12 protein-coding genes are annotated in these 12015 nt (G+C 69.5%); 9 read left to right on the forward strand and 3 right to left on the reverse strand.

Going from position 1 to position 12015, the window contains the following annotated elements:
• Positions 1-57 precede the first annotated feature (57 nt).
• Together dcd and HW274_RS01620 are read left to right on the forward strand one after the other, a co-directional pair.
• Positions 58-693 (forward strand): dCTP deaminase, encoded by a 636-nt coding sequence (dcd, locus tag HW274_RS01615; protein ID WP_009406034.1) that lies wholly within the window; start codon positions 58-60, stop codon positions 691-693.
• Positions 690-1817, forward strand: coding sequence for a hypothetical protein (locus HW274_RS01620; RefSeq protein ID WP_075405217.1), 1128 nt, complete (start codon positions 690-692; stop codon positions 1815-1817). Before dcd ends, HW274_RS01620 begins: the two co-directional genes overlap by 4 nt.
• Here HW274_RS01620 and HW274_RS01625 read toward each other — a convergent pair.
• Complete coding sequence (locus HW274_RS01625; RefSeq protein WP_185989057.1) at positions 1814-2593, reverse strand: 3'-5' exonuclease; 780 nt, start codon at positions 2591-2593, stop codon at positions 1814-1816. The genes HW274_RS01620 and HW274_RS01625 overlap by 4 nt on opposite strands.
• Before the next feature lie 199 nt (positions 2594-2792).
• Between HW274_RS01625 and HW274_RS01630 the strand changes: the two genes are divergently transcribed.
• Complete coding sequence (locus HW274_RS01630) at positions 2793-3644, forward strand: serine hydrolase (protein WP_185989058.1); 852 nt, start codon at positions 2793-2795, stop codon at positions 3642-3644.
• A 52-nt stretch (positions 3645-3696) separates the two neighbouring features.
• On the opposite strand, the gene HW274_RS01635 is transcribed toward HW274_RS01630, so the two are convergent.
• Positions 3697-4398 (reverse strand): hypothetical protein, encoded by a 702-nt coding sequence (locus HW274_RS01635; RefSeq protein WP_075253593.1) that lies wholly within the window; start codon positions 4396-4398, stop codon positions 3697-3699.
• A gap of 594 nt (positions 4399-4992) precedes the next feature.
• Positions 4993-5802 carry an exodeoxyribonuclease III gene (locus HW274_RS01640; RefSeq protein WP_185989059.1) on the reverse strand — a complete coding sequence of 270 codons (810 nt, stop codon included), beginning with the start codon at positions 5800-5802 and terminating at the stop codon, positions 4993-4995.
• Positions 5803-5866: 64 nt separating this feature from the next.
• Between HW274_RS01640 and HW274_RS01645 the strand changes: the two genes are divergently transcribed.
• From HW274_RS01645 to HW274_RS01670, 6 genes are all read left to right on the forward strand, one after another.
• Complete coding sequence (locus HW274_RS01645; protein ID WP_185989060.1) at positions 5867-6640, forward strand: SDR family oxidoreductase; 774 nt, start codon at positions 5867-5869, stop codon at positions 6638-6640.
• Positions 6641-6894: 254 nt separating this feature from the next.
• Entirely contained in the window at positions 6895-7392 is a 498-nt protein-coding gene (gene tpx / locus HW274_RS01650) for a thiol peroxidase (protein WP_075405210.1), read from the forward strand.
• A 124-nt stretch (positions 7393-7516) separates the two neighbouring features.
• Positions 7517-8086 (forward strand): orotate phosphoribosyltransferase, encoded by a 570-nt coding sequence (gene pyrE, locus HW274_RS01655; RefSeq protein ID WP_003787761.1) that lies wholly within the window; start codon positions 7517-7519, stop codon positions 8084-8086.
• Positions 8083-8838 (forward strand): TrmH family RNA methyltransferase, encoded by a 756-nt coding sequence (locus HW274_RS01660; protein WP_396027381.1) that lies wholly within the window; start codon positions 8083-8085, stop codon positions 8836-8838. Before pyrE ends, HW274_RS01660 begins: the two co-directional genes overlap by 4 nt.
• Positions 8839-9035: 197 nt before the next feature.
• Complete coding sequence (fbaA, locus tag HW274_RS01665; RefSeq protein WP_075253590.1) at positions 9036-10085, forward strand: class II fructose-bisphosphate aldolase; 1050 nt, start codon at positions 9036-9038, stop codon at positions 10083-10085.
• Positions 10086-10484: 399 nt separating this feature from the next.
• The gene (locus tag HW274_RS01670) at positions 10485-11828 is read left to right on the forward strand and encodes an ABC transporter substrate-binding protein (protein WP_185989061.1); all 1344 of its coding nucleotides are present in this window, start codon (positions 10485-10487) and stop codon (positions 11826-11828) included.
• The last annotated feature ends 187 nt before the right edge of the window (positions 11829-12015 follow it).

Below are 12015 nucleotides of genomic sequence, written 5' to 3' on the forward strand. Positions count from 1 at the left end.
TCCCCCAGGGCCGGAATCCGTGTGACGCCTCCGGGAGGACCTGGCACAATCGGGCCCGTGCTGCTCTCAGACCGCGATATCCGCACCGAGCTCGACGCCGGACGGGTCGTCCTCGACCCCTACGACCCCGAGATGATTCAGCCGGCCTCCATCGATGTGCGCCTGGACCGCTGGTTCCGTCTCTTCGACAACCACCGCTACCCGGTCATCGACCCGGCCGCCGACCAGGAGGGGCTGACCCACCTCGTCGACGTCGGGGCCGACGAGCCCTTCGTCCTGCACCCCGGGGAGTTCGTCCTGGGCGCCACCTACGAGCGCATCACCCTGCCCGACGACGTCGCCGCCCGCCTGGAGGGCAAGTCGAGCCTGGGGCGCCTGGGGCTGCTGACCCACTCCACCGCCGGATTCATCGACCCGGGCTTCACGGGGCACGTCACCCTGGAGCTGTCCAACACCGCCACCATGCCCATCAAGCTCTGGCCGGGGATGAAGGTGGGGCAGCTGTGCTTCTTCCGCCTGTCCAGCCCCGCCCAGGCCCCCTACGGCTCGGGCGCCACCGGCTCGCGCTACCAGGGCCAGCGCGGACCGACGGCCTCCCGCTCCCACCAGTCCTTCCACCGCACCCGCATCCCCGACACCCCGGCGGCCCCCGCCGACGGCGCCGCTCCCATCTCCCAGGAGAAGCACCTATGAGCGACTCGACCGACTTCGCCGTCTCCCTGCCCACCGACACCGGCACCTTCACCGCCGCCTCCATGCTGCCGGTTGGGCTGCTGGACACCAACCACGTCCTGCTTCTGGCCGACGACGTCGCCCCCGACGAGGTTGAGGCCCTGGCCCTGTCACAGGACATCCAGTCCGGCTGGGTGGGGGTCTCCAGCCTCCAGCTCTTCCCCGGGGTCTCCCTGCTGGGGCCCTGGAAGGTCGACGCCGAGATGCGCGGCCTCCTGGGGGCGCCGGAGTGGACCACGCAGCTGATGATCCTGGACTGCCCCCGCATCCGTGCTGGCGCCCTGCCGGCTGAGCTTGCCGGCCTGGACCCGCTCTCCGACGCCTTCCCCCACGCCCAGCCCACGGGGGCCGAGCTGGTGGCCCTCACCCGACTGCGCGCCATCGCCCGACGCCTGGCCGGGGCCCTGCGGCTCATTCCCGGAGGGGACAACGAGGACCCGGTGCTGGTCGAGCCCAGCCCGGAGGTCTCGGCCTCCCTGACCGTCTACGCCCCGGTGTGGCTCGGCCCGGAGGACCTGGTGGCCGTCCTGCAGCCCGTGGCCCCCGAAGTGAGCGCCGCGCTGGAGGCCGTTCAGCCCCGCGGCGCCGTCGGGCTGGACGCCATCGACCCCGAGCAGCTGGAGAGTCTCGTCGAGCGCATCGGCCCGGACGTCTTCGAGAAGGCTTGGCGCGGCTCGGAGAAGGTCCGCCAGGACACGATGCGCCAGGAGATCGTCGCCGCTGCCACCGGCAACGTCATCGAGGAGGTGCGTGACGGCTACGCGGTCGTCACCCCGGTCGACCCCGAGCACGAGGGCTGGGGGCGCATCGAGGTGCGTGCCGGCGCCACCGACGGGCTGCCGCTGGCCGTGCGCGGCGAGCCGTGGGCGCGCGGGGCGGTCCTGTCCTACGACCTGCGCTGGATCCCCCAGGACCAGGCTGACGCCTACGCCGAAGTGGTCTCCCGCTCCCGGCGCCGCGAGCGTCAGACCGCCCGGGACCTGGTGGAGGAGCTCGCCACCGTCCTGGTGACCGCCGTCTCCGGGGTGGCCGTGGACGACGACGGATTCCTCGTCTCCCTGGGTGAGGAATCCGCGGAGGCCTAAGTCTCGGACCGAGGCCTCTCGGCACCGGGTGTGGTGCGCGCCGTGAGACGCTCGACGCCGGCCCGAGCCCTTGCCGCGTCCCAGTGCCAGCCGGCGAAGCGGCGAGCCTCAACGAGCGAGCGGGCCCAGGCCACCGGCTCCTCGCCCCGCTGAGCCCCCACCGCCAGGTAGTGGCGCAGCAGGCCGGCAGCGGCCAGCGCATCGTCGAGCGCGTTGTGGTGGCGGCCTATCTCCACCCCGGCCACCTCGCAGCAGGTGGTCAGCCGGCGCGATGGCGTCGTCATGAAATGGCGCGCCCACTCCATCGTGCACACCCGCGGCACCCGCGCGCCCCGGTCGAGCAGCCCCCGCGTCCCCAGCGCCTGGGTGAGGAATCCGACGTCGAAGCGGGCGTTGTGGGCCACGACCGCCCGCCCGGCCAGGTCGGCCACCAGCAGGTCGGCGACCTCATCGAAGCCGGGCGCCCCGATGAGCTCCTCGGCGACAAGACCGTGGATGTGGGTGGGGCCCACGTCCACGCCCGCGCCGGGGTCGATGAGCGTGGACCAGCTGCGCTCGACGCGCCCGGCGGCGTCGGTCAGTACGAGCGCGACCTCCAGGATCGAGTCTGTCGTGGGGGACAGGCCGGTGGTCTCCAGGTCGACGACGGCGTAGCCGACCCCGGCGGCCTCGGCCAGCTCCGTGGGTGTGGGAGTGGCGGCCGCCTGGCCGAGGGCCATGGGGGAGCGGGGGCGCAGCGGGCCGCGGTCGGCGGGTGGGCGGTGGTAGAAGGGCATTGCCCCGATCCTCTCGCGAGCCAGCAGGTTTCGCCCAGTCACGGCGCGCCGGGTCGCCGGCTGGGGTGGTCCGGGCCGGCGCTCGCGGCTGTGCCCTACGGTTCGCAGACGGAAGCGGGGGTCGGCCCCCGGGCGTAAGGTACGGTCGCGAGTGCGCTCGGCCGGCCGTGTCGAGCGCCGATCCAGGTGAGGAGGAGCGATGACCACCCCGGACACCCCTCAGGTGCCGGCCCCTGCCCTGCCGGCGCTTGCCGCCTTCCCCTTCCCGACCGCCCTCGTCGTGACCGGCAGGTCCACCTCCGGCGACGGCGTGCTCCTCGAGGCCGGGGACGTCGATGAGGTCTTCCCCTTCGCCTCGGTGACCAAGCCGATCGTCGCCTGGGCGGCCCTGGTCGCCGTCGACCGGGGACTGCTGGATCTGGAGGCCCCCGCCGGTTCGCCCGCGCCCGACGGTGCGACCATCGAGAACCTGCTGTCCCACTCCTCGGGGATCGCGGCCGACTCCGACGAGCGGCTGGCGGCCCCGGGCACGCGCCGCATCTACTCCAACCGCGGCATCGAGATCCTGGGGGAGCGGCTTGAGGAGGCCACCGGCACGCCCCTGGAGACCTGGGTGGAGACCACCGTGCTCGAGCCCCTGGGGATGGCCAGCGTCCTCATCCCCGGATCCCCCGCCCACTCCGGGGAGGGCAGCGCCCGCGACCTGTCCCTGTTCGCCCGCGAGCTGGCCGCGCCCAGGCTCGTCTCGCCAGCGCTCGCGCAGCGAGCCCGCACGCCGGTCCTGCCCGGCCTCGACGGCGTCCTACCCGGGTACGGGCGACAGACCCCCAACCCCTTCGGGCTGGGGGTGGAGGTGCGCGGAGCCAAGTCCCCGCACTGGACCGGGGCCGGCAACAGTGAGCAGACCTTCGGGCACTTCGGCCAGTCGGGCTCCTTCATCTGGGTGGATCCGGTCGCCGAGCGCCAGGCCGTCTTCCTGGGGGCCGAGCCCTTCGGGGCGGTTCACCGGCGGACCTGGTCCGAACTCGGCGACCAGATCCTGGCCTTGTAGGCCCTGCCGTTTGTGGTGGGCAGGCGCGCCGGCGACGGCGGCCTGCCGATCATCACTCGGCCTTGACGTTGAGGATGACGCCGATAGTGCTGTCGTCGATCTGCGGCATCTCCTGCTTCTGGTCGAGAGCCTTGAAGGTGATCTTCAGTGCGTTGACGTTCGCGGCCTTGACCTCGAAGGCGTGGGCGTCGTTGAAGGGGACGTCGACTGTCTCGATCTCCTTGCCGTCGGCGAAGATCGCGACCCTCACAATGAGGTCGGAGCTCCGGGAGTCATTGGCCTGGCCGGCGGTGAAGGTGACCTTCTGGAACTTGTTGGCCAGACGCAGCTCGATCTCGTCGTCGTTCTGCCAGTCGAGCTTGGTGCCGATGCCCATGGTGTTGGTGATGGAGGCGACGTCGTAGCGCTTCTCCTGCCAGCCACTCGTCACCGGCGGCTCCTGGAAGTCGGAGAGCCTGAGCTCGCGGCCCTTGCTGTTCTCGGGGGTGAGCCCGTTGGTGGTGGCCTCAGCCGAGGCGGAGGGGTCCTCCGAGGCGGTGGCTGACTCCATATCGGTGGCACTGGCAGTGGCCGATGCCGATGCCGACGGAGTAGGAGCGGGTGCGGAGGACGGGGCGGCGGCGCTCGTCTCTGTGGCAGGGGATGCGTCCTGGGAGGCGAAGGGCAGGCTGCCGCAGGCGGCCAGGGACAGGGCGGTGATGGGAAGAAGGGCGGCGGCGATTCGACGCGCGGGGGAGAGTTTCGAGTAGTTCATGGCGCGAGAATAGCGGTGCTGAGATATGGGCTTCGGTGTGATTCTGAAAACCGATATGGGAAGAAGATAGGAACTGCAGGTTTCGACCATATGGGCGAATAGTATTGATGAGTGTGTGACGCTGCGAAATCCCGATGGAATTGGAGATCTGGGGTGGATTGTTCTGCTTCGCAGAGGCCTGCTTCCCGAGTATATTCCTTGGGTTGGGAGGTGTCCGCTGGGCCTTTGGCCTTATTTGTCTGGATTGTCCGGCTGGGCTTTCCGGTTGGTGAGCGTATGGTCAGTTCTGTTTGATGGGGAGAGCGGCGTTCTCAAGATTGAGGCGGAGGTGAGGGGGTCGAGAGCCGGTCGCTCTTTCCGTCCTTGGAAATCTCAGTTCTGACGGTGGGTCGGATGGTTCTGAATTACGATTCAGTCTGGTGCTGAAATTGAGCGTGTGGAACCGATTCCCCAGTCGGAGTTCGGCCTCGACGCCGTCACTGCCCCTTAAATGCGCCACGATCCTTTTCTTGCTGATGGTGGCTACGTTATAGAGGCTGCCTTTCAGGGGGTGAGGGCGAACAGGTCACCTCGACTGAGCCGTGGCCCTCGGCCTCAGTCGAGTTCGACGATGACGGGGACGTGGTCGGAGGCGCCCTTGCCCTTGCGCTCGTCGCGGTCGATGGCGGCGCCGGTGACGCGGCCCGCCAGGGCCGGCGAGGCGTAGACGAAGTCAATGCGCATGCCCTCGTTCCTCGGGAAGCGCAGCTTCTGATAGTCCCAGTACGTGTAGTTGGTGACCCGCTCGCGCGTGACCTCACTCATGCCCGCCTCGGCGAAGGCCGCAAAGGCCTCGCGCTCCGGCTCCGAGACGTGGGTGGCGCCCTCGAAGACGCTCATGTCCCACACGTCCTCGTCGCGAGGCGCCACGTTCCAGTCGCCCACCAGCGCCAGCGGCAGGTCGGGGTCGGCCTCAAGCCAGTCGGCGACGTCGTCCCGCAGCACCCGCAGCCAGTCGAGCTTGTACGTGTAGTGCGGGTGGGTGAGCTCGCGGCCGTTGGGCACGTACAGGCTCCACAGGCGCACCGGCGCCGCATCCGCGGCCGCGCCCACCGTCGCCCCCAGCGCCCGGGCCTCGACGACCGGCTCAGCCTCGGGCTTGGCCGCCCAGGCGGGCTGGCCTGGGAAGGAAGTGGCGACGTCGTCGAGGCCCACGCGTGAGGCGATCGCCACCCCGTTCCACTGGTTGAGCCCGTGGATGGCCAGCTCGTAGCCCGCGGCTTCGAAGGGTTCGACCGGGAACTGGTCGGGGCGGCACTTGATCTCCTGCATCGCCAGGGCGTCGATGTCCTCACGCTCCAGGAAGGCCAGGACGCGGTCGATGCGGGTGCGGATGGAGTTGACGTTCCAGGTGGCCAGGCGCATGGCAGCAGACTAACCGGTGCCCGACTCCCATCAAGCACTCACCAATCGCTCGTAGTCTGCGGCCATGGGAACAGCACTTGTCACCGGGGCCACGAGCGGCCTCGGCCTGGAGATCGCCTGGCAGCTCGCCCAGGCCCGTCATGACCTCGTCCTCGTGGCGCGCACCCCCGAGCGACTGCGGCAGGTGGCCGAGGAGATGCGCCAGTTTGCAGGTGTCCAGGTGGAGACCCTGCAGGCCGATCTGTCCAAGCGCGACGAGCTCGAGCTCGTCGCCGAGCGCCTGTGGGAGACGAGCAAGCCCATCGGGCTCCTGGTCAACAACGCCGGCTTCGGGCTGGGGCAGCGCTTCGTCGGGGGAGACCGGGCCCGCGAGGAGGATGCCCTCAACGTCATGGTCCGAGCGGTCATGGTGGCCTCCCACGCGGCGGCCGGCGCCATGGTGGAGCGCGGCCGCGGCGCCATTCTCAACGTCTCCTCCATGACCGCGCACACCGCCATGGGCACCTATGCCGCCCACAAGGCCTGGGTGCTGCGCTTCACCGAGGGGCTGGCCGCCGAGCTCGCTGGCACCGGGGTGAGTGCCACGGCGCTGTGCCCGGGGCTGGTGCACACCGGTTTCCACGCCGCGGCCGGCATCGACGAGACCCAGTGGAAGGCGCCGCTGTGGCTGGACGCCGAGCGAGTGGCCATCGACGGCCTGGCGGCGGTGCGGCGCGGCCAGGTCATCTGCACCCCGAGCCTGCGCTACCGCAGCGCCAACGCCGTGCTGCGGTTGGCGCCCCGCTGGTTCGTGCGCCGGGTGGTCGGGCCGGAACGCTCCGGCCAAGGGCGCGACTGAGGCCGTCAGGGCTCGCCGGTGGCGCAAAGTGTCACAGATGACGACTATTCGGGGGCAATCACTGTTGCTGCCAACCTTCCCAAGGTGCTGACCAGCGCAGATACGGCAAGGTAGGCGGGAACTGCCTCCTAAAAGTCGCCAATCGTGACAGATCCGGGCGCGCGCACCGGCTTGCGGCCCGATCCCACCGCGGAATCGCCCAGGGCTGAGCGTTCCCGCTAGCCAGGGGCGCCGTGACCTGCAACGATCGCACCATGGCTTCCATTACCTTCCACGGAGACCCCGTCAGCACCGTCGGCGAGCTGCCCGCTGTGGGCTCGGCCGCGCCCGCCTTCGACCTCGTGGGCGCCGACCTCGCCCCGGTCACCAGCCAGTCCCTGGCCGGCCGCCGCGTGGTCCTCAACATCTTCCCCTCGGTGGACACCGGGGTGTGCGCCGCCTCCGTGCGCCAGTTCAACAAGCTGGCCTCCGAGCTGGACAACACGACCGTGGTCTGCGTCTCCGCCGACCTGCCCTTCGCCGGCGCTCGCTTCTGCGGCGCCGAGGGCCTCACCGACGTGGTCACCGGCTCGACCTTCCGCTCCACCTTCGGTGCCGACTACGGCGTCACCCTGGCCGACGGCCCGCTGGCCGGCCTGCTGTCGCGCGCTGTCGTGGTCCTCGACGAGTCCGGCAAGGTTATCTACACCGAGCAGGTCCCCGAGGTCGGCCAGGAGCCCGACTACGACGCCGCCGTGGCCGCCCTGTCCTGACCCCTCCCTTCCGCTGAGCCGCCAGGAGCCCGCCCCGTCCGCACCACGCGGGCGAGGGCGGGCTCCTGTCCGCAGCGGGTGTCTACCCGGCGCGCAGCCCCCGAGTCCCACTACCATCGGAACCGTGAGCACTAACGACTCCCACATCACCCGCCTGGCCGAGCTCGTCAACGAGCTGTCCGTCGTCCGCGGCAAGGTCACCCTCGCCTCCGGCCTCGAGTCCGACTTCTACGTGGACATGCGCCGCGCCACCCTCCACCACGAGGCCGCCCCCCTCATCGGCCACGTCATGCTCGACATGCTCGAGGAGGCGGGCCTGGGCACCGACGAGATCGACGCGGTCGGCGGCCTGACCATGGGGGCCGACCCCGTGGCCGCCGCCATGCTGCACGCCGCGGCCTCGCGCGGCCTGGACCTGGACGCCTTCGTCGTGCGCAAGGCTGCCAAGGACCACGGCATGCGCCGCCGCATCGAGGGGCCCGACGTCGCCGGGCGCTCCGTGGTGGTCCTGGAGGACACCTCAACCACCGGCGGCTCGCCCCTGGAGGCCGTCGAGGCCCTGCGCGAGGCGGGCGCCGACGTGCGGGCTGTGGCCGTCATCGTGGACCGGGCCACCGGCGCGCGCGAGCGCATCGAGGCCGCCGGCCTGCCCTACTACGCAGCGCTCGGTCTGGCCGACCTCGGCCTGGAGTGAGCACCCGACGGCGCCCGCAGACGGTCGGGGCGGAGCCGGCGGCTCCCGCCGACCTGCCTGAGGGGGAGTACCTGCCCGCGGCGCCCCCAGCAGATTCTGTGGCGGGCCCGGAGGAGGACCGGCCGGCCGATGTCCGCCAGGTCGGCGTCGGCCCCTGGCCTGGCGGCCCCGAGGCCTGGCCCACCGACCCCCGCTACGACCGAGAGCTGCTCGCCGCCGGTGACCGGCGCAATGTCGTCGACCGCTACCGCTACTGGACCATTGCGGCCATCCGCGCCGACCTGGCCGCCCGCGCCCACCTGCTGCACATCGCCATCGAGAACGTCAGCCAGGATCTCAACATCGGCTCCATCGTGCGCAGTGCCAACGCCTTCAACGTGGCCGGCGTCCACATCATCGGCCGACGCCGCTGGAACAAGCGCGGCGCCATGGTCACCAACCGCTACCTGGACGTGCGCCACCACCCCGAACCCGGTGAGCTGCTCGCCTGGGCACAGGCCGAGGGCTACGAGGTCATCGGCATCGACAACGGCCCCGGGGCCCAGCCCCTGGAGTCCGCCGACCTGCCCGAGCGCTGCCTCATGGTCTTCGGCTCCGAGGGGGAGGGCATCAGCCCCGAGCTGAGCGCCGGCTGCTCCCGGCTGCTGCGCATCGGCCAGTACGGCTCCACCCGCTCCATCAACGTGGCGGCCGCCGCGGCCGTGGCCATGCATACCTGGATCCTCCAGCACGCTGGGCCGGCGCCTGACTGACCCGGGGCCGTCGCGGCCCGCTGCGTCGGCCCGCCCCGTGGGAGGCGGGGCCAAACCGCCCCTGAACAGAGGGCATGCTGCCGGACTGCTGCCTGACCGGCGCCCGACCTGGGACCATGATCCGGTTCACCTGGCCTCCAATTCGTGGAACAATCGGCCCCGCACCACTGACTCATACAGACATCAGGAGGCACCCAGTGGCCATTGCAACCCCGGAGTCCTACGCCGACATGCTTGACCGCGCGAAGGCCGGCAAGTACGCCATCCCCGCGATCAACGTCACCTCGTCCCAGACTCTGTCCGCGGCCCTCAAGGGCTTCGCCGACGCCGAGTCCGACGGCATCGTCCAGATCTCCAACGGTGGTGCCGCCTACTGGTCCGGTTCCTCGCGCCTCGACCGCGTCAAGGGCTCGATCGCCTTCGCCGCCTACGCCCGCGCCGTGGGTGACCTCTACCCCGTCACCATTGGTCTGCACACCGACCACTGCCCCAAGAAGCTCCTGGCCGACTGGATCCACCCGCTCCTGGAGATCGAGGCCGAGCAGGTCAAGAACGGTGAGCTGCCGATGTTCAACTCCCACATGTGGGACGGCTCCGCCGAGGCTCTCGACGACAACATCGAGATCGCCGTCGACATGCTCAAGCGCGCCAAGGCCGCCAACGTCGTCCTCGAGATCGAGATCGGTGCCGTGGGTGGCGAGGAAGACGGCATCAAGGGTGAGGAGAACGCCAACCTCTACACCACCGCCGACGACGCCTGGAAGGCCATCGAGGCCCTCGGCCTGGGTGAGAACGGCCGCTACATCACCGCTCTGACCTTCGGCAACGTGCACGGCTCCTACAAGCCCGGCCACGTCAAGCTCCGCCCGGAGATCCTCGGCGAGATCCAGGAGGACGTGGCCAAGCGCCTCGGCGACCGCCTCTCCTCTAAGGTCGGCGACAAGAGCTCGCCCTTCGACCTGGTCATGCACGGCGGCTCCGGCTCCACCGACGAGGAGATCGCCACCGCGGTGCGCAACGGCGTCATCAAGATGAACGTCGACACCGACACCCAGTACGCCTTCACCCGCCCGGTCGCCGGCTGGATGTACACCAACTACGAGGGTGTCCTCAAGGTCGACGGCGAGGTCGGCAACAAGAAGCAGTACGACCCGCGCGCCTGGGGCAAGGCCGCCGAGGAGGGCATGGCCGCCCGCGTCGTCGAGGCCTGCGAGCGCCTCGGCTCCGTCGGCTCCGCCCGCAAGTGAGCCCTCACCCCGCCCAGGGGTGAACGGCGACTGATCGCCGTACGTGGCCCCGGCACCCATGGGTGTCGGGGCCACGTCGTGCTCGCGCAGGGAGCGGTGAGAAGGTTCTCGACGACGAACTGACCGATCGTTGCATAGTTGCAGAGGGTGTCGGCGAAGGAAGCGCCTATCGCAGTGAAGGGTGGAATACTTGTTATGCCAAGGAAAACAGGGTGTCGCACAAACGTTCCCAAACCGAGACCCAGGCCACTGATTGCAAACCTTGCAGCAATGCGGGCGGAAATGTGCCATGATAGGTCGTCGCCGTTGAACCGACGGCTCCGCCGCCGGCGACACGGCAGTCGCGCCTTGCGGACGCCTCTGTCCGCGCCTGTCCTATGCGTCCAAAGGAGGACCCCAATGCGACTCATCTCCCGCCGCTCCATGCTCGGTGGAACTGCTGCGATCGCCGTCGCCGCGACCCTGGCGGCCTGCTCGAAGGGCTCGTCGGGCTCCGACGGCGCCGGAGGCGTCTACTTCCTCAACTTCAAGCCCGAGTCGGAGCAGGCCTTCAAGGACATCGCGGCCGCCTACACCAAGAAGACCGGTGTGAACGTCAAGGTCGTCACCGCCGCTTCCGGCACCTACGAGCAGACCCTGAAGTCCGAGGTCGCCAAGTCCAACCCGCCCACGCTGTTCAACCTCAACGGCCCCGTGGGCTACGGCAACTGGAAGGACTACGCCTCCGACCTGTCCGACGCCGACTTCACCAAGCAGCTGACGGATGAGTCCGTGGCCCTCAAGGGCGACGAGGGCAAGATCGTGGGCGTCCCGCTGGCCATCGAGGGCTACGGCATCATCTACAACGCCGCCATCCTCAAGAAGTACTTCGGTATGGAGGGCGCCAAGGCCACTTCCGTCGACCAGATCAAGGGCTTCGACAAGCTCAAGGAGGTCGTCGAGGACATGCAGGCCAAGAAGGCCGACCTCGGTATCGAGGGCGTCTTCGCCGCGACCTCGCTGTCCCCCGGTGAGGACTGGCGCTGGCAGACCCACCTGGCCAACTACCCCGTCTACTACGAGTACCGCGACGCCAAGGTCGACGACCTCGACGAGGTCAAGCTGACCTACTCGGACAACTACAAGAAGATCTTCGACCTCTACCTCAACAACTCCACGATCAAGCCCACAGAGGCCAGCGCCAAGACGGTCACCGACTCCATGGCCGACTTCGCCCTGGGCAAGGCCGCCATGGTCCAGAACGGCAACTGGGGCTGGTCGCAGATCTCCGAGGTCTCCGGTAACACGGTCAAGGCCGAGGACGTCCACTTCATGCCGATCTACGTCGGCGTCTCCGGCGAGGACAAGTCCAACATCGCCATCGGCACCGAGAACTACCTGACGATCAACTCCCAGGCCGCCGAGGGCGACCAGAAGGCCACCAAGGACTTCCTCACCTGGCTGTTCACCGATGCCGAGGGTTCCAAGATGGCCGCCGAGAAGCTCAGCATCATCGCGCCCTACAAGGCATACGCCGAGCTGGCCCCCTCCGACCCGCTGGGCAAGGAGGTCTCCGCGGCCATCAACAACAAGGACCTCACGCCCGTCAAGTGGGTCTTCCCGACCTTCCCGAGCCAGGATTTCAAGGACCAGCTCGGCCAGCACCTGGCGCAGTACGCCTCCGGCAGTGAGGACTGGGCGAAGGTCAAGGACTTCTTCGTGACCACCTGGGCCTCGGAGAAGAAGGCGTCCAAGGAGGGCTGACATCTAGGAGTCGCTCGAGCCCACCGCCGAGGGTGCTGCTCCAGCGGGCATCGCGACGGCGACTCATCTCCCCATCCCCTCTCCTACCGGGGCGGCACGTTCGAGCCGTTCGTCTCGCGCGCTGCCGCCCCGGTGGGAGCTCTCTGGTACCCGCCCACTTGGCGGGTGCCGGTCGCACCTCGAGGCA

The organism is Actinomyces sp. oral taxon 169, from assembly GCF_013394715.1.
In the GTDB taxonomy this organism is placed as follows: Bacteria; Actinomycetota; Actinomycetes; order Actinomycetales; family Actinomycetaceae; genus Actinomyces.